The organism is Pseudomonas sp. FDAARGOS_380 (genome assembly GCF_002591235.1).
Taxonomy (GTDB): Bacteria; Pseudomonadota; Gammaproteobacteria; order Pseudomonadales; family Pseudomonadaceae; genus Aquipseudomonas; species Aquipseudomonas salmasensis.
This window is the reverse complement of record NZ_CP023969.1, coordinates 5,852,210-5,869,239: the sequence shown is the minus strand read 5'-3', so window position 1 is coordinate 5,869,239 and position 17,030 is coordinate 5,852,210. Positions and strand designations below refer to the sequence as shown.

Annotated in this window: 14 protein-coding genes and 1 pseudogene; 9 read left to right on the top strand and 6 right to left on the bottom strand. The window is 58.9% G+C overall.

From position 1 onward, the window contains the following. Positions 1-8: 8 nt before the first annotated feature. Complete coding sequence (locus CRN80_RS27205) at positions 9-383, bottom strand: hypothetical protein (protein ID WP_019818659.1); 375 nt, start codon at positions 381-383, stop codon at positions 9-11. Positions 384-539: 156 nt separating this feature from the next. Here CRN80_RS27205 and CRN80_RS27200 point away from each other — a divergent pair, with 156 nt between their 5' ends. Both CRN80_RS27200 and CRN80_RS27195 read left to right on the top strand, forming a co-directional pair. Beyond that, a complete protein-coding gene (locus CRN80_RS27200) occupies positions 540-1,358 on the top strand; it encodes a shikimate 5-dehydrogenase (protein ID WP_098952074.1) in 819 nt (272 codons plus the stop codon). A gap of 306 nt (positions 1,359-1,664) precedes the next feature. Continuing rightward, a pseudogene (locus CRN80_RS27195) lies at positions 1,665-2,965 on the top strand (IS4 family transposase). A gap of 353 nt (positions 2,966-3,318) precedes the next feature. Here the strand turns inward: CRN80_RS27195 and CRN80_RS27185 are convergent. Next, positions 3,319-3,969: a YceH family protein gene (locus CRN80_RS27185; RefSeq protein WP_098952072.1), complete on the bottom strand. Its 651-nt coding sequence runs from the start codon at positions 3,967-3,969 to the stop codon at positions 3,319-3,321. A gap of 116 nt (positions 3,970-4,085) precedes the next feature. On the opposite strand from CRN80_RS27185, the gene CRN80_RS27180 reads away from it, so the two are divergent. Both CRN80_RS27180 and CRN80_RS27175 read left to right on the top strand, forming a co-directional pair. After that, a complete protein-coding gene (locus CRN80_RS27180; protein WP_044273114.1) occupies positions 4,086-4,595 on the top strand; it encodes a DUF1993 family protein in 510 nt (169 codons plus the stop codon). A gap of 183 nt (positions 4,596-4,778) precedes the next feature. After that, positions 4,779-8,039 carry a hypothetical protein gene (locus CRN80_RS27175; protein ID WP_098952070.1) on the top strand — a complete coding sequence of 1,087 codons (3,261 nt, stop codon included), beginning with the start codon at positions 4,779-4,781 and terminating at the stop codon, positions 8,037-8,039. Positions 8,040-8,117: 78 nt separating this feature from the next. Here the strand turns inward: CRN80_RS27175 and sstT are convergent, their stop codons facing one another. Beyond that, positions 8,118-9,338: a serine/threonine transporter SstT gene (gene sstT / locus CRN80_RS27170; protein ID WP_098952068.1), complete on the bottom strand. Its 1,221-nt coding sequence runs from the start codon at positions 9,336-9,338 to the stop codon at positions 8,118-8,120. A gap of 240 nt (positions 9,339-9,578) precedes the next feature. Between sstT and CRN80_RS27165 the strand changes: the two genes are divergently transcribed. Then, positions 9,579-10,733: an MFS transporter gene (locus tag CRN80_RS27165; protein WP_098952067.1), complete on the top strand. Its 1,155-nt coding sequence runs from the start codon at positions 9,579-9,581 to the stop codon at positions 10,731-10,733. Between the two features lie 4 nt (positions 10,734-10,737). On the opposite strand, the gene nhaR is transcribed toward CRN80_RS27165, so the two are convergent. Further along, on the bottom strand, positions 10,738-11,640 hold the full coding sequence (gene nhaR / locus CRN80_RS27160) for a transcriptional activator NhaR (protein WP_098952065.1): 903 nt from the start codon (positions 11,638-11,640) through the stop codon (positions 10,738-10,740). Between the two features lie 134 nt (positions 11,641-11,774). Here nhaR and CRN80_RS27155 point away from each other — a divergent pair, with 134 nt between their 5' ends. The 4 genes from CRN80_RS27155 to mnmH all read left to right on the top strand — a co-directional run bounded on the left by CRN80_RS27155 (position 11,775) and on the right by mnmH (position 15,038). Then, positions 11,775-12,026 (top strand): hypothetical protein, encoded by a 252-nt coding sequence (locus tag CRN80_RS27155; protein ID WP_032892480.1) that lies wholly within the window; start codon positions 11,775-11,777, stop codon positions 12,024-12,026. 31 nt (positions 12,027-12,057) lie between these two features. Continuing rightward, a complete protein-coding gene (locus CRN80_RS27150) occupies positions 12,058-12,807 on the top strand; it encodes a TerC family protein (RefSeq protein WP_014717958.1) in 750 nt (249 codons plus the stop codon). Positions 12,808-12,900: 93 nt separating this feature from the next. Continuing rightward, positions 12,901-13,935: a selenide, water dikinase SelD gene (gene selD / locus CRN80_RS27145; protein ID WP_020302053.1), complete on the top strand. Its 1,035-nt coding sequence runs from the start codon at positions 12,901-12,903 to the stop codon at positions 13,933-13,935. Continuing rightward, a complete protein-coding gene (gene mnmH, locus CRN80_RS27140) occupies positions 13,935-15,038 on the top strand; it encodes a tRNA 2-selenouridine(34) synthase MnmH (RefSeq protein ID WP_098952063.1) in 1,104 nt (367 codons plus the stop codon). Before selD ends, mnmH begins: the two co-directional genes overlap by 1 nt. Before the next feature lie 109 nt (positions 15,039-15,147). Here the strand turns inward: mnmH and CRN80_RS27135 are convergent, their stop codons facing one another. Both CRN80_RS27135 and CRN80_RS27130 read right to left on the bottom strand, forming a co-directional pair. Then, on the bottom strand, positions 15,148-16,203 hold the full coding sequence (locus tag CRN80_RS27135) for a permease (protein ID WP_044273121.1): 1,056 nt from the start codon (positions 16,201-16,203) through the stop codon (positions 15,148-15,150). 58 nt (positions 16,204-16,261) lie between these two features. Continuing rightward, the gene (locus CRN80_RS27130) at positions 16,262-16,963 is read right to left on the bottom strand and encodes a histidine phosphatase family protein (protein ID WP_098952061.1); all 702 of its coding nucleotides are present in this window, start codon (positions 16,961-16,963) and stop codon (positions 16,262-16,264) included. Positions 16,964-17,030 lie beyond the last annotated feature (67 nt).

Sequence of the window (17,030 nt, the reverse complement as noted above, 5' to 3'; positions counted from 1 at the left end):
GTTAAACCTTACCAACCATGGCGGTAGTAACCGTGGGGCGGGCCGTAGTAGCCGCGAGGCGGCCCATAATAACCACGCGGTGGGCCGTAATAGACGGGCGCCGGGCGGTAGTAAACCTGCTGTTGCACATACACCGGTGGCGGTGGCGCGTAGTAGACCGGCGGCGGCGCGGCATACACCGGCTGCGGCTGCACATACACCGGTTGTTGCACGTACACCTCACGCGGCTGGCTGGCAACCACGGAGCCGACTACCGCTGCGCCGACAAGCGCACCGAACACGGCCGGGCCACCCCAACCACCACCGTGGGCGGAGGCTTGGCCGGCCATCGCGAGTGCGCCGATAAGCAAGGCGATCCTGGGGAGTTTACGCATGATGGTCATTCCTCAATTAGCCCCTGCGCTTGTGGTCTGCAATCAATAGACTCAAGGATTGTCGCGGGGATACTTTTAAGACAACGTATTTCGAGAAAACAGCACCGCCACTGGGTAAAGGTTGTGTAAGGTCTGTACCGATTTGCTTACTTCAAGGAGTTATCCATGCAGATGCACCCCAACAAAGACACCCAACTGTGCATGTCACTGTCGGCGCGCCCTGGGAACTTTGGCCTGCGTTTTCATAACCACCTGTATGAACAGCTGGGTCTGAATTTTTACTATAAAGCCTTCAGCAGCCAGGACTTACCCGGCGCGATCGGCGGTATCCGCGCCCTTGGCGTGCGGGGTTGCGGGGTGTCCATGCCGTTCAAGGAGGCCGCGATTGCCTTGGTGGACGAACTCGACGATTCGGTTCAAGCCATTGACTCCCTGAACACCATCGTCAATACCAACGGTCACCTCAAGGCTTACAACACCGATTACATCGCCATTGAGCAACTGCTGAAAAAGCACGCCGTGCCCAAAGACTCCAGCTTCGCCCTGCGCGGCAGCGGCGGCATGGCCAAGGCGGTCGCCAGTGCCTTGCGTGACGGGGGGTACGCCAATGGCGTGATCGTGGCGCGCAATGAGGTGGCGGGCCAGGCGTTGGCCAGGAACCTGGGGTATGCGTGGCAGGCGGATCTGGGTAGCCTGCGGCCACAGATGCTGATCAACGTGACGCCCATCGGCATGACCGGCGGGGCGGAGGCGGATGCGTTGGCTTTTGAGGCCGAGGCAATCGATCAGGCTGAGACCGTCTTCGATGTGGTGGCGATCCCGGCGGAAACGCCGTTGATCGTGCGGGGGCGTGCGCTGGGCAAGCGGGTGATTACCGGGTTGGAAGTGATCGCTATCCAGGCGTTGGAGCAGTTTGTGCTTTATACCGGCGTGCGGCCTACGCAGGAGCAGTTCGAGGCAGCGGTGGCCTTCGCCCGCAGCTAAAGCCTTACGCCAAATCCAATGTGGGAGCTGGCTTGCCTGCGATGGCGGCCAGTCAGGCGACGCCGATCTCTCTGACGCCCCGCAATCAAACTGTGGGAGCGGGCTTGCTCGCGAAGGCGGCCTGACAGGCGACACAGCTATACCGAATACATATCCATTCCTGCGGTAACGGCCACCTAGGGTTCCGCTCTGACAGCCATCCCTTTCAAGGTCTTCGGTAAAATCCCCTGAAATTTCATTCAGGGATCCCAAACGATGTGGGCCGATGTTCTAGCGCGTTTCGAGAAAAAAGCACCTGCCAGCGTCATGGCCAAATTGGCGCTGGAGCAAGCTATTGCCCCTGAGTGGGTCGATCAGGTCTTCGAAGAACATCGGCAACGGCAGTATTCTCGTGAACTACTGTTCTCGACCATAATCAAGCTGATGTCCCTTGTTTCATTGGGCTTGAAGCCATCCCTGCACGCCGCCGCGCGGCAACTGGAAGATCTCCCTGTCAGCTTGGCGGCGCTCTACGACAAAATCAGTCGTACTGAACCCGCGCTATTGCGCGCTCTGGTCACCGGTAGTGCGCAACGACTGACTCCAACCATCAAAGAACTGGGTTGCACGACGATGCTGCCGGACTGGCAGGTTCGCGTGGTAGATGGCAATCACCTGGCATCCACTGAGAAGCGTCTGGGGGCTTTACGCCAGGAGCGAGGTGCGGCTCGTCCCGGTTTTCGGTAGTGGTCTACGATCCTGATCTCGATCAGGTCATCGACCTTCAGGCATGTGAGGATGCCTACGCCAGCGAGCGCGTTTGCGTGTTGCCTCTGTTGGCTAATGCTGAACCGGGCCAGGTGTGGCTGGCTGACCGACTCTACTGCACGCTTCCGGTAATGGAAGCTTGTGAGCAGGTCCAGACGTCCTTTGTCATTCGCCAGCAAGCCAAACATCCACGCCTGATTCAAGAGGGTGAGTGGCAAGAACCCGTGCCTGTGGAAACAGGCTCTGTGCGTGAGCAGATCATCCAGGTCAGAGGCGGTTACCAATGTCGGCGCGTCGAACTGACGCTTCATTCGCCAACAGACTCGGGTGACAGCAGCTTGATGTTCTGGAGCAACCTGCCTGAAAGCGTCAGCGCTGAGCAGATCGCGCAACTCTATCGCCGCCGCTGGAGCATTGAAGGTATGTTCCAGCGACTGGAAGCGATCCTGGAAAGTGAAATCGAAACTCTCGGCAGCCCAAAGGCCGCCTTGCTCGGGTTCACTACGGCAGTGTTGGCCTACAACGTCCTGGCCGTACTCAAGCGAAGCGTGGAGCAAGCCCATCGGGAGACCCAGCCTGATGGCTGGGAAGCCTCGATCTATCACTTGGCGGTCCAGGTCAGGAGTGGTTATGAGGGAATGCAGATTGCACTTCCCTCGGAATATCTTCCCGCCATCCCTGTGGAAAAGTTGGCCCAGCGTTTGTTGGAGCTGGCCAGAAACATCCAACCCAAACAAGTTGCGAAAAGTCCCCGCGGCCCCAAGGTGCCTAAACCCAAGACATGGGTGCAAGGCAAGGCGGTGAATGCGCATGTTTCAACGGACAGGGTAATCAAGGCTGCCAAAACGAAAAGACCTTGAAAGGGCTGGCTCTGACAGCGGCTCACTTTTGAAAAGCGCAAAAGTAAGCAAAACGCTCTTGCCCCACCACTCGGCACCTCGCCTAGGCTCGGTGTGCCCTCACTCCGGCTTGAATCCGTGGGCCGCCGTCATGGGCCATCCTTGGCCCAGGACGGCTAACCCGGCGTCCTGCCGGGTTACCCACGAATTCAAGCCTGCGTTCGGCCAGCGTGGTTTAACGGGGCGCCTAAGATCAAGATCAAAAGCAGATCAAGAGCGGCTCGCTTCGCATCGTGGTTACCGTCGATCACTTCAGAGTTGTGTAGATACCTATGGCTATCGCAGGCAAGCCAGCTCCCACATCTTTATCTGCGTTATGCCTGTTCCAGCTGCGCCAGCCGCTCTTCCAGTGCGGCAATCCGCGCTTCCAGCTCTTCAATACGCTCCACTGAGACAGCGCCCGCGCTACGCTCCACTGGGTTCCCCCTTGCGGTCATAATCGCTTCAATATCCGCCGGGTCCCCCAGCGCATGGGTGTACCGGTCTTCCCGCTGCCCGGCCTGGCGCGGCACCAGCAGCGCCAATCCCCGTGCAATCAGGCGTTCGAGCTGATGCACAACCTGCTCGGCATCCTCAAAGTCATGCATGCGCCCACTGCGGGTGAGCAACTCGTTGACGGTCTGCGGCCCCCGTAAAAACAGCAGCCCGGTCAGGATCACCTGGGCCGGCACCAGTTCCAGGGCCTTGTCCACACGGTGTTCCCAGCGGTCGGCGCGGCTGCCCATTACCAGGCGCGTGAAGCCTTGGCCCTCCAGCACGCGCAGGCTCTGCCCGACCTGGCCTTGGCTGAGGTTCATCACCGGCTCGCGGCTGGTCTTCTGGTTGCAGGCCAGCACCAGGGCGTTGAGGGTGAGGGGGTAGGTTTCCGGGTTGGTCGCCTGTTTTTCGATCAGGCAGCCCAGGATGCGGATTTCCGTGCTGTTCAGGCGCGGCTCAGGGGTGTCGGTGTCGTGCTCGGCGGTCATCGCGCTTTCCCTATGCAGTGAAGCCCCTTAGCCTAAGCTTGAAAAAATAAAAGACAAGCGCCAGGCATGGCTATAATCGCGGCTGGTTCCAACCCCGCCATTACCGTGAGACTGTCATGACTATTTCCCTGTACGCCGCTTCCATCCCGGTCTTCAAGCAAATGCTCAACGCCCTCAGCGATGTGCTGAACAAAGCCGAAGCCCACGCCAGCGCCAAGAACATCGAGCCTAACGCCTTGTTGCAAGCGCGCCTGTTCCCGGACATGTTCCCGTTGGTGCGCCAGGTGCAGATCGCCGTGGACTTCGCCAAAGGTGTGTCGGCACGCCTGGCCGAGATCGAAGTACCCAAGTACGAAGACAGCGAAGTCACCTTTGCCGACCTGCAAGCGCTGATCGCCAAAGTCCTGGCCTTTGTCGACACCATCAAGCCCGAGCAGATCGACGGCAAGGAAGGCATCGAGATCGTCACTCGCCCCGGCACCCCGAAAGAGAAGCGCTTCAGCGGCCAGTCATACCTGCTGACCTACGGCCTGCCGCAGTTCTTCTTCCACGTCACCACCACTTATGCGCTGCTGCGTCATAACGGGGTGGAAGTGGGCAAGCGCGATTATATGGGCGCGTTCTAAACTCAAGGTTCAAAAAAACGTGGGGTTGTTCTTTCACGAACAGCCTCAGGTTTTTTTATGCATGGTTGTTTTATACCAAACTCATCATTTGTTACGCATTTCGACGCAACCAATATCCAGATAGATCTCACTCACGGGCGCCTATAGAACTTTCTAGTAAAGAACCTGGAGCCTACAAACGACATGCATCTTTCTCCCATCGCAGTCACGTCGATTACCAACAACGCTTATTCCGAGCCAGCATTGGATACGACGAAGAATCAAGATGGCTCTTCCTCGAATTTGGTTGCGGTGAGCCGCACCCGCCGAGAGGTGCCGGGTAATGAAACGTCCTCCCACACCTCTGCGCGGGATCAAGCCAACAGTGAACTGGCAGCCCGTTATAGTGAGGCGTTGGAGGGCCGGACACGTGATGAAGAAACGATCATTCCGAATATTCCGGAGGCTTCATCGTTCGGCCAGTGGCGAGCGCAGCTACGTCATACCCTTAACGACAAGGACTTTTTAACCTGGCTTAAGTCGGAGGGTTATGATCCATCCTCACTCAAGATTAGTTCTGACGGCGGGCTGAGTGTCAGAAAAAATGGCGTGCTTACCTTATTTACCTTAAAAGACAACTCACCTTGGGCAACCTTTGCCGGACCGATTCTGGCCGCGCTAAAAGCTTATGCGCCCGATGGGATCAGCTACTCGGACCTGCAGGCCGAAAGTGCGCCGCTCAAGCAGGTAGCCCAATTCTATGGCGAGACGATTCATAACGACTTCACCGAAGATCGACGACGTGTCCGAGAGTTGCAAAGCAATAATGGGTTTGCCACCTCAGGCGTGGGTGAGGCGCGTACTGAAGAAGCGCTGGTGGCGCAAAAACAGCAGCTTGCCAATAAACGTGACCTGGATACTTTCAGGGATGCTTTGACCACAGCATATGTGGGAGCGGACGAGTATTTGGATAACCAAGCCTCATTGCATGACTACACTCATCGCCTTCTTCCCGACCCGCCAGTTTATGATCGTGAAGCTGGACTGCGATCCTATCTGCAATCGCAACAAATCAAGCTGGATCCTGACTCCGGCTTTCGTCTGGATAACCAACCAATGGCAGGGCGGCAGGTGAACCTCTTGCAGTTCATGACGGGTAATGGTTGGGAGCACCCCGCTGATAAAGCCGACATTAAAAACATGACCCTTGAGTTGTTACGCCCTGTCGAGTACCGACAATTGCATGGCGATTTGGGGGGCGGGTTATCGTGGCCAACGCCACTGGATACGTCGCAACAGCAGGCGACCTACGACGCTGTTTCCTATAACGCAATGGCGTTGCCTGAGTTCGACTCGTTAACATTGAGCCAGAACGCTTTCGGTTATTTGACGCAAGGTATCCGGTGGTCTGAAGCAGAGCTGAAAGATCCCCGGCAAGCGATCCTCAGGCTTTTGCAAAGCCCCGCCGCGCGTGCCATGGGCGAAGCCTTGCGTACTAAGTTTGACGGCGCAGGCAGTGCTGAGGATTGGGCGCTTTCGGCTCTGCAGATAGGTCTCAACCAGGATGCATTGTTCAAGACTGACGAAAAGAACAAGGTGGCCGGGTTTGATTTGTCGGCGCGCGAGAATTGGGGTAAGCCGCTGTCTTTTGTCCTTGAGGGGCTAACCGAGCATCTGCGCAAGTCCTATGGCCACAACGCTGCGTTGGCAGCCTACCTGCTGTTGTCGCACCACGCTCCGGAGTTACTGGTCAAAAACATCCCTGACAGTGTGACTTACGGTTCCCCGGCCTGGGTCAGCTTCAAAGCCATCGTTGCCAAATCCGAGATGCGCAATCCGGGGGCGGCGGCGACTAAAACTTATGAGCAGCTGCTCAAAGACGATCTGGACCCCATTACCGACGCTGAAAAAAAAGTGCAAGCGCTGGCTGGGAGGGAAGGCCTGATTCACTGGGCCGTGGCGGATGGAGCCATTGAAAAACGGGTAGATAACAATTACACGGATGAAGAAGTAGAACGTGCTGTGACCCTCGCCAGTGAGCGTTTCGACACCTTGATACGAGCTTCAGAAGCTCAACGCACCGAATTAGCCACGCGCCATGCACTGGCGCTCAATGCGCTGAAGGAGAAATTTCCCGTAGAAGAATACGGGGTGATAGATTTTGAAAAGAAAACAATCTACCCAAAAGTACGGGATCGTGATTTACAAGGCCCTTACTCGATACTGGATATCTTTTTGCAGCCGCAGCAGCATGTGGAGTGGTATTCCAATGACCCTACCGTTCCTATTGAAAAAATATCCCATGAACTCAAGTTTATGCCGTCGCCCAATGAGCTGTTTGAAAAGCAGGCTGTCGATTATTACGACGGCCTTAAAGGCGCCATGAAGGTTACCGTACAACACCAACTATCACTGCTGCCTGAGGAGGATAAGGAGGCGCTGCAGTATGGTGAGCTGAAAATTTATGGGGAAGAGAAGGTGACTCGAACCATTACCGATACAGGCACTGGGATTCATCGCCGTGTCAAAAAAGTTGAAGACGCCAAAAGCAGCTCCGTATTGATCGAAACCCTGCATAAAGGCCGTAAACGAGTGTATGAATTCAACCCATCGACAGAGGGGTGGAAGCATCGAGCAGATTTGACTGATGGTGTGAAGGTTGGGCTACAGGGCGACTGGGCTGAAATGGCTACGGGTGAGGAAGGGGTGAGAGCTATATCAAACACCCAATTGAGTGAAATGACAGCCGGCAACTCGACAGACACCAAGGAACGAGAACCCAAGCCTCAAACTTCAACAACCCTACACACCTTCACCTCGGCGAGAACGCAGCACATAGCCGATGCCGTTACGCGCCATTTTTTCAGTGATAAAGAGCGTGAACAGTTGGCCAGCGGAGCCAGAGGCGTTACCACATTTGATACTGAAGTGACGGAGTTCGAAAAAATACAAGCTGTTACCCGTGCGCTGATACCAGGTGCAGCGGCGCTACACAGTTTTCAGCAGGGCAGAGTCGGTGAAGGGCTTAAGTTTCTTGCATTCGATATATTCGGCTTTGTTGTCGCCGGTGCCGGAGCCCTCGGTAAGATTTCCAAAATAACGAAGGTGGGCGCAACGCTAGGAAAAGGAGGCGTTGGAGGCAGGCTGGGTCGGGCATTTGTCAGAGCTGCCAATCCGTTTGCAGGGGGAGCTGCCATTGGAACCAGAGGCCTTACAACGTTCTCCTCGTTCGCGGGCAAAGGGAGCCTTACCTGGAAAGTGATTTCGGCTAATTTCAGTGTGGATAGGGTGTATCAGTACAAGCCCAAAGACGTGATAGAAGGCACTTATCAGGGCGCCGATACATCAAAGGTCCTGGCTCAGTTAGATGAAATCACTGGTAAGTGGTATCGAGTCGATCCGAAAACGAACAAGCGATATGGGACACCTCTTCAGGGGTTCACTGCGCAAAACTCCCCGACTTAACCTCAATACTTTCTAACCCTCGTCATAAAAGGCCCGAGTCGGCTCAGCAGTGAACCGCTCGGGCTTTTCTTCTTTCATTCAAGCTGTTTGTTCTTCCTTGCCCAAACACGCCGCCGCCGTAAACAGCACATCGGTAGACGAGTTGAGTGCGGTTTCCGCCGAGTCCTGCAGCACGCCGATGATGAAACCGACGGCCACTACCTGCATGGCGATTTCACTGGGGATGCCGAACAGGCTGCACGCCAGGGGAATCAGCAGCAGCGAACCACCCGCCACGCCAGATGCGCCGCAGGCACACACCGCGGCAACCACGCTGAGCAGTACGGCGGTCGGCATGTCCACGGCGATGCCCAGGGTGTGCACGGCGGCCAGGGTCAGCACGGTGATGGTGATGGCGGCGCCGGCCATGTTGATGGTGGCACCGAGCGGGATCGATACCGAGTAGGTGTCTTCATGCAGGCCCAGGCGCTTGCTCAACGCCAGGTTGACCGGAATGTTCGCCGCCGAGCTGCGGGTGAAGAACGCGGTGATGCCGCTTTCGCGCAGGCACATCAGCACCAGCGGATAGGGGTTGCGGCGCAGTTTCCAGAACACGATGGCCGGGTTGATCACCAGCGCCACGAACAACATGCAGCCGATCAGCACCACCAGCAGGTGGGCATAGCCGAGCAGTGCGCCGAAACCCGAGGTGGCCAGGGTGGAGGCTACCAGGCCAAAGATGCCCAGCGGCGCGAAGCGGATCACCACGCGCACGATCAAGGTGACGCCGTTGGACAAGTCGTCCAATACCGTACGGGTGGTTTCACCGGCATGGCGAATGGCGATGCCCATGCCAATGGCCCAGGCCAGGATGCCGATAAAGTTAGCGTTCATCAGCGCGCTGACGGGGTTATCCACCACACTGAGCGCCAGGCTTTGCAACACTTCGCCAATGCCTCCAGGAGCGCTCACCGTGGCGTCATGGGTAGCCAATACCAGGAACGACGGAAACATCATGCTGGCAACCACCGCAACCACGGCGGCGGCAAAGGTGCCGAGCAGGTACAGGAACAGGATCGGGCGGATATGGGTTTCCTGGCCATGCTTATGGTTGGCAATCGAGGCCATGACCAGCACAAACACCAGGATCGGCGCGACGGCTTTAAGGGCCGTGACAAACACCTTGCCGATAAAGCCAGTGGCGCGCGCGGCCTCGGGTAACAGCAGGGCCAGCACGATCCCGGCGATCAGGCCGATGACAATTTGGGTGACCAGGCTGACGCGCATTAAACGTTGCAACAGGGAGGGGGCAGCAGTCATAAAGAGTTGTCTCTAGTTTTTTTAGTAGGGCACAGCATTGCAGGCAGAAAGCACTGTAGGAAGTAGGCGCGAAGTCTAGCATGCTGTGGGAAGCGTCTTGTTTGCTGCGGCATTCCGTCACCCGTTTCAGTCGGACTTGGTCAAATCCAGACATGTTCTGTTAAGATTCCGCCTCTCATCTTTCCTCTCCGTCAGCGGGCCCTTAGGGCTGTCGTTGATGTCGTCGTTTCTGGAGTTTTCATGTTGTTTCCTATCCTGCTGCTGTCAGCCGCCGGTTTTACCGTGCTGACCACAGAATTCGTCATCGTCGGCCTGTTGCCGTCGATTGCTCGGGACCTGAACGTCAGCGTGTCCCAAGCCGGGCTGCTGGTGACGCTGTTCGCGTTCACCGTGGCCGCGTTCGGCCCGTTCCTCACCGCCTACTGCGCGCGGTTCCCGCGCAAGCGGCTGTTTATCAGCATCCTGATCATGTTCGCAGCCGCCAATACCGTGGCGGCATTGGCGCCGAATATCTGGGTGATGGCCATGGCCCGTTTGATCCCCGCCCTGGGCTTGCCAGTGTTCTGGGCCCTGGCCAGCGAAACGGCGGTAGACATTGTCGGCCCTGAGTTCGCCGGGCGTGCGATTGAAAAAATTGGCTTCGGCATTGTGTGCGCCACCGTGTTTGGTATTCCGGTGGGCACGCTGATTTCCGATATGTTCGGTTGGCGCACCGCGTTTGCGGTGCTCGCGGTGATCGCCCTGGCCAAGGCGTTGCTGCTGTATATCTACCTGCCGGTCACCCAGGCCAAGCACCAGCAGGCCAGCTTGCGCTCACAATTCAAGATCCTGCGCAGCCCGGTGATGCAGGGGCATATCCTGCTGTCGATCCTGGTGTTCAGTGGCATGTTCACCGCCTATACCTACCTGGCAGATATTCTTGAGCGCCTGGCCGGCTTCGACGGCACGTTGGTGGGCTGGTGCCTGATGGGCTTTGGCGCGGTCGGGCTGATCGGTAATTCCCTGGGCGGACGTGCCGTGGATCGTCATCCGTTGATCGCGTCCATGGTGTTCTGCGGGTTCATGATCGCGGGCATGGTGGCGGTGGTGCCGGCGATTCACTCGACCATCGGCCTGGCTGCGGCGATGGCGGTGTGGGGCGTGACCCAGGCGGCGATGTTCCTGGTCAGCCATGTGCGCTTGATGAAGGCTGCGCCCCATGCGCCGGCGTTTGCCGCGTCGCTGAATATAGCCGGGGCCAACTTGGGCATTGGCTTGGGTGCGATGGTGGGCGGGCATGTCATCGACACCCTCGGCCTGGGCAGCCTGGGGTTTGCCGCTTCGGGGTTTATCCTGGTGTCGATCCTGCTCGCATTGTGGCTGATGACCGCCAAACCCACGGCGCTCAATGCCTGAGTGATCAGGGCAGGGCGGTAAACAACTCCCGCCGGGCACCCTCGGTAATCGCCACAATGCCGGGGTGCTTGACCTTGCGCTCCACCGAGATCGCATAAAACGACTCGGTCACTGCATCGGTCTGGCCGATCAGCGCCACGCCATATTGGCGCACCACCTCGTCGGCGATCACGCTGGGCGCGATAAAGATCCCGCTGCCCGATTGCCCGAACGCCTGCATCAAGGCGCTGTCGTCGAACTCGCCAATGATGCGCGGTTGAATCTGTTGCTCGGCAAACCAGCGCTGCAAACGGCTGCGCACCACGGTCTCTGCCCCCGGAATCAACAGCGGTGCACCCTGTAAACACTGTGGGAATAGGCCGCCATGCTGATCAGCCAACGCCTGGGTGGCGAAAAAACTGATGCCGCATTCTCCCAGCTTCTGGCTGTAGCCCTTGATGTCCAAGTGCGTGGGCATGGGGCTGTCGGAAATCACCAGGTCCAGGCGCTGGATCGCCAGGTCGGCCAGTAAACGTTCGAGTTTATCTTCACGGCAGGTGATGCGGATCGGTTCGCTCAACTCCATGGTCGGCGCGATCAACCGGTACACGATGGACTTGGGCACCACATCCGCCACCCCGACCCGGAACGGAATCTGCTGCTCGTCAGGCTGGGCGCGCAGCATCGCCTCCAGTTCATTGCCGGTCTGGAACATCTGCTCGGCGTAGGGCAGCGCCTGGCGCCCGGCTTCGGTCAGTTCAAGCTGGCGCCCGACCCGCTGAAACAGGGCAATACCGAAGGTCTGCTCCAACAGGCTGATCTGCCCGCTGATGGTCTGCGGCGTGAGGTTCAACTGCTCGCAGGCGCGCACGATGCTGCCGGTCTTGGCCACCACCCAGAAGTAATGCAGTTGTCGATAATTGAGCATGGCGGTCTACACTTCGTAAAAACCGAAGTATACGCGAGAAAAATACGAATTTTCCTGAACTGTTCGCCTGCATAGAATGCCTCGCTATCGAGGGGCCACTATTTGGACCCAATGGTTCTAACGAGGAATACATCATGAAACTCAATTCCCTGGGCGCGGCGTCGTTGCTTGCGCTTTCATTGATAGTGGTCAGCGGCTGTGATCAAGTCGAAAAAAGCGCGCAGCAAGTGTTGGGCAAAGCCACCGAGTCGGCCAAGCAGGCCATCGACGACACCCACAAGGCCGCCGAGCAGGCATTGAGTGAAGCAACCCAGGGCTTGATCAGCCCTGAGAAGCAGGAAAAAGACGCCGAAAACGACGCTGAATCCGACACCAAAGAAACCTAATTCCCCAGCACTACCACGTCAGGACTGACCTATGGATTACCTTTTACAACTGGCCGCCAGCCCCACCGCCTGGGTCGCACTGGCGACCTTGATCGTCATGGAAATCGTGCTGGGCATCGATAACCTGATCTTTATCTCGATCCTCACCAACAAATTGCCGGAGAAGCATCGGGCCAAGGCGCGGCGCATTGGTATCAGCATGGCGTTGATCTTGCGCCTGGGCCTGTTGAGCACCATCGCGTTCATCGTGCAGTTGACGACGCCGGTGTTCGAAGTGTTCGGCCAGGCGTTCTCGTGGAAGGACATGATCCTGATCGCCGGTGGCCTGTTCCTGGTGTGGAAGGCAACCACCGAGATCCATCACAGCATGGACCCGGAGCCTGAGGAGAAGGCCACCGTCAGCAACACCGTGACCATCGGCTTTGCCGCTGCCATCGGCCAGATCCTGATGCTCGACCTGGTGTTCTCCATCGACAGCATCATCACCGCCGTGGGCATGACCGAGCACTTGCCGATCATGATCATTGCCGTGGTGGTCTCGGTGATCGTGATGCTGGTGGCCGCTGAACCGTTGGCCAAGTTCATCAACGACAACCCGACCGTGGTGATGCTGGCCCTGGGTTTCTTGATCATGATCGGCATGACGCTGATCGCCGAAGGCTTCGGTGCCCACGTGCCAAAAGGCTACGTGTATGCGGCCATGGCCTTCTCGGCGGCCATTGAGTGCTTGAACATCGCCCGGCGTAACCGGCACGCACGTTTGCTCGCTGCGCGCCAGTAATCGCTGAACAAACAGGCCGGCTGTGCTCACAAGAGCCCAGCCGGCCTTTTGCTGTCTGCTAGAATCGGCCCACTTGATAGCTTGAGGTCCCCCATGAACGAGCCGATTCGCCTTACCCAGTACAGCCACGGTGCGGGTTGCGGTTGCAAGATTTCGCCCCAGGTGCTGGAAGTGATCCTTGCGGGCAGCGGTGCACAGAACCTCGACCCCAACCTGTGGGTGGGTAATGCCTCCCGCGACGATGCGGCGGTATACGCCATCGACGACGAGCGCGGCGTGGTGTCCACCACCGACTTTTTCATGCCGATTGTCGACGACCCGTTCGACTTCGGCCGCATTGCCGCCACCAATGCCATCAGCGACATCTACGCCATGGGTGGCGATCCCTTGATGGCCATCGCCATTCTCGGCTGGCCGGTCAATGTGCTCGCCCCGGAGATTGCCCGCGAAGTGATTCGCGGCGGTCGGGCCGTGTGCGACGCCGCTGGCATTCCGCTTGCGGGCGGGCATTCCATCGACGCGCCGGAGCCGATCTTCGGCCTGGCCGTGACCGGCATCGTGCAAAAGCGCCATATGAAGCGTAACGACACGGCTACTGCCGGTTGCCGCCTGTACCTGACCAAGCCCCTGGGCATCGGCATCCTCACCACCGCCGAGAAGAAGGGCAAGCTGCGCGAGGCGGATATCGGCCTGGCGCGTGACTGGATGTGCACCCTCAACAAGCCGGGCAGCCGTTTCGGCAAGTTGGCCGGTGTGACGGCCATGACCGATGTCACCGGTTTCGGCCTGCTTGGCCACCTGGTGGAAATGGCCGACGGCAGTGGCCTGACGGCCCGCATCGACTATGCAAAAGTCCCACGCTTGCCGGGGGTTGAGTATTACCTGGACCAGGGCTGCGTGCCCGGCGGCACCTTGCGCAACTTCGAGAGCTACGCCAGCAAGCTGGGGCGCGTGCAGGAGCTGCACAAGCGCGTGCTGTGCGACCCGCAAACCAGCGGTGGCCTGCTGATCGCCGTTACCCCCGAAGGTGATGCCGAGTTCCACGCCGTGGCCGCCGAGCTGGGCCTGGCCCTTGAGCCTATCGGTGAACTGCTGGAGCGACAGACCAACGCGGTTGAGGTGATTTGATGGCGACGGACATCACCGATTACCGCGACATTTTCCTTAATGACCGCCCGATGATGGATACCCGCGCGCCGGTCGAATTCACCAAGGGCGCGTTCCCCGGGGTGATCAACCTGCCGCTGATGACCGACGATGAGCGCCAGCGGGTTGGCACCTGTTACAAGCAGCAAGGCCAGCAAGCGGCAATCGTACTGGGGCATGAACTGGTGTCCGGGGCAATCAAGGCCGAACGCATCGAACAGTGGGCGCAGTTTGCCCAGGCTAACCCCAATGGCTACCTGTACTGCTTTCGGGGTGGGCTGCGTTCGCAGATCGTGCAGCAATGGTTGAAAACCGAAGCGGGCATCGAATACCCCCGCGTGGGCGGTGGCTACAAGGCCATGCGCACCTTCCTGCTGGAGACCCTGGAGCAGGCGACCGTCCAGTGTGACTTCGTACTGCTGGGCGGCATGACCGGCACCGGCAAGACCGAAGTGCTCGGCCAACTGCGCAATGCCTTGGACCTGGAAGGCCACGCCAACCATCGCGGCTCCAGCTTCGGCAAGCGCGCCACGGCGCAACCCTCCAATATCGACTTCGAAAACCGCCTGGCCGTGGATGTGCTGAAGAAGCGCGCAGGCGGTATCGAGCAGTTTGTGGTCGAGGACGAGAGCCGTATGATCGGCAGTTGTGCGCTGCCATTGCCATTGCACAAGGGGATGCAGACGTTTCCGATGGTGTGGCTGGAGGACAGCGTCGAAGGTCGCGTCGAGCGCATCCTGAAGGATTACGTGGTCGACCTGTGCGCCGAGTTCATTGGCGTGTTTGGTGATGCCGGCCAGGGGTTGTTTGCCGAGCGCCTGACCCAGAGCCTGGCCAATATTCACAAGCGGCTGGGAGGTGAGCGTTTCCAGCGGTTGCAGGCGGTGTTACAGGATGCCCTGGCTGAACAGGCACTCAGCGGCGCAGTGGATCTGCACCGGGTATGGATTGAAGGCTTGCTGCGGGAGTATTACGACCCGATGTATGCGTTCCAGCGCGAGAGCAAGGGCGCGCGTATCGAGTTTGCCGGGGAGCAGGGGGCGGTGGTGGAGTATTTGCGTGAGCGGGCAGCTCGGGTGTGGTGACCTTTGGGGCGCCATCGCAGGCAAGCCAGCTCCCACCTTCTGAAGTGTGAATACATACAAAGGTGGGAGCTGGCTTGCCTGCGATGAGGCCATCAGCCCCACTGAAAATCTAAAGAATCACCGCCCCAATCAACCCACACACCACCCCCACCAGCATGGTCAACCCGGCCACCGTCACCAGCACCCGCGCATCGAAATCCTTGCGCAGCATCAACAGCGACGGCAGGCTCACGCTCGGCAGGGTCATCAGCAAGGCCACGGCCGGGCCGGTGCCCATGCCCAGGGCCATCATGGTTTGTACGATGGGGATCTCTGCCGCTGTCGGAATCACAAACAGCGTGCCCACAATCGCCAGCGGCACCAGCCACACCAGGCTGTCGGCCATCGCCCCGTCCACATGGGGGAACAGCCACACCCGCGCCGCGCCGAGGATCAGCACCGCCAGGATATACACCGGGATAGTGCTCCAGAACAGCTGCCACAGGGTGCGCAACCAGCGGCTCAGGAACGGTTGCGACTCCGCCGTGCTGACGTCGGCAACGGCTTCCAGTGCGGCTTCCGGCACTTGGTCCGGGCGCGCAATGCGCTGTGCCACCAGGGACACGCCCACCACCAGCACAATCCCCGCCACCAGCCGCAACGCGGTGAAACCCCAGCCCAGCACAAAGCCCATGAACACCAGGGTGGCCGGGTTCAATACCGGGTTGGCAATCCAGAATGCCAGCGCCGCGCCGACCGACACCTGCTGGCGGCGCATGCCCGCCGCCACCGGGGCCGCGCAGCAGCTGCACATCATCCCCGGTAGGGCGAACAGCCCACCGCGCAGGGTCGAGCCCAGCCCGGCGCGGCCAAACAGGCGCAGCAGCCAGTCGCGGGGGATCAACACTTGCAGCAACGAGCCGAGGATCACCGCCAGTACGGCGGCTTTCCAGATGGCCAGGAAATACACCTGGGCATAAGCCAGCGCCGCCGCCAGGGGCGAGCTTTGCTGGTCATTGAGAATCGAGGCGCCAATGCTGTGGTTATCGGCCGCTACAAACGCCTTGAGGTAGTAGGGCGACCACTTCACATAGTAGAGGCCGATGCAGGCCACCAACAGAAATAGGGCAGGTTTGCACCAGAACGCCCAGCCGCGGCTGGGCTGGGTGGAAGCGAGGTTGGGCATGGAGAGGATCCGCAGGTGAGTCGATAGCCTGGCATCATACGCCCCCGCGGCCCAAGCTTCAGATATCTGCGCTGACCTGGGTCGGGTCCGGGCAGTTTTCCCCACCGTTATTCAGCCCTTGCTTATAGTTGCGGCTGAGCAGCGAAGCCTTGCCGTTGTGCCAGGTCAGTGTCAGCACGTACAGGGAGTCATAGTCATTTCCGGACCAATCATCGGTAATGGTGTGTTTTTCACCGGCTGCTTCGCTGGCGACTTTGTTGATCAGTTCCGGCAAGTAACCATGGGACCAGGCCGTATAGATCGTCGCGTTGCGGTACTTGTCCTCGACCAGTTCTTCGGCCAGGGCGCTGGTGTCATTGGCTGAAAACTCGATGTTTACCGGCAGGCCGAGCTTGATCGCGCTGGGGCTGATGGTGATCAAGGGGCGAATGTAGCTGTAGGAGTTGTCCAGTTCGCCTTCCTCGACGTTACGCGTCGGGTTGGCAGCGAACACATAGTTGGCTTTGCCGAACTTTTCCGGCAACAGGGTCGCCAGGTTCATGGCGCGGTTCAGGCCCTGGCAATTGAGTTGGCCCAGGCCACCGGCCGGTTTTTCGCCATGGCGCAGGAATACCAGGGTTTGCACGCCATCGACCGGTTGCGCGCGGCTTTCACGGGCGTCCAGGGCGGTGACGATGGCGGCGCTGACCAGCAGCAGCGGCAACACCATGTAGGAATAACGTTTGATTCGTGGCACAAGGCGCAGAGGCTTGATCGTCATGATAGGTTCGAGTCTTCGTGCGTCGGGTTAAGGCGGACAAGCCCGGCCCCAGTGACGCATCAGCGTC

Bases quoted from the DNA above. Each gene is read 5' to 3' on its own strand.
- sstT (WP_098952068.1), bottom strand. From the start codon at position 9,338: ATGACTGCTGCCCCCTCCCTGTTGCAACGTTTAATGCGCGTCAGCCTG.
- selD (WP_020302053.1), top strand. From the start codon at position 12,901: ATGAACGAGCCGATTCGCCTTACCCAGTACAGCCACGGTGCGGGTTGC.
- CRN80_RS27205 (WP_019818659.1), bottom strand. From the start codon at position 383: ATGACCATCATGCGTAAACTCCCCAGGATCGCCTTGCTTATCGGCGCA.
- nhaR (WP_098952065.1), bottom strand. From the start codon at position 11,640: ATGCTCAATTATCGACAACTGCATTACTTCTGGGTGGTGGCCAAGACC.
- CRN80_RS27155 (WP_032892480.1), top strand. From the start codon at position 11,775: ATGAAACTCAATTCCCTGGGCGCGGCGTCGTTGCTTGCGCTTTCATTG.
- CRN80_RS27185 (WP_098952072.1), bottom strand. From the start codon at position 3,969: ATGACCGCCGAGCACGACACCGACACCCCTGAGCCGCGCCTGAACAGC.
- CRN80_RS27200 (WP_098952074.1), top strand. From the start codon at position 540: ATGCAGATGCACCCCAACAAAGACACCCAACTGTGCATGTCACTGTCG.
- mnmH (WP_098952063.1), top strand. From the start codon at position 13,935: ATGGCGACGGACATCACCGATTACCGCGACATTTTCCTTAATGACCGC.
- CRN80_RS27130 (WP_098952061.1), bottom strand. From the start codon at position 16,963: ATGACGATCAAGCCTCTGCGCCTTGTGCCACGAATCAAACGTTATTCC.
- CRN80_RS27175 (WP_098952070.1), top strand. From the start codon at position 4,779: ATGCATCTTTCTCCCATCGCAGTCACGTCGATTACCAACAACGCTTAT.
- CRN80_RS27180 (WP_044273114.1), top strand. From the start codon at position 4,086: ATGACTATTTCCCTGTACGCCGCTTCCATCCCGGTCTTCAAGCAAATG.
- CRN80_RS27150 (WP_014717958.1), top strand. From the start codon at position 12,058: ATGGATTACCTTTTACAACTGGCCGCCAGCCCCACCGCCTGGGTCGCA.
- CRN80_RS27165 (WP_098952067.1), top strand. From the start codon at position 9,579: ATGTTGTTTCCTATCCTGCTGCTGTCAGCCGCCGGTTTTACCGTGCTG.
- CRN80_RS27135 (WP_044273121.1), bottom strand. From the start codon at position 16,203: ATGCCCAACCTCGCTTCCACCCAGCCCAGCCGCGGCTGGGCGTTCTGG.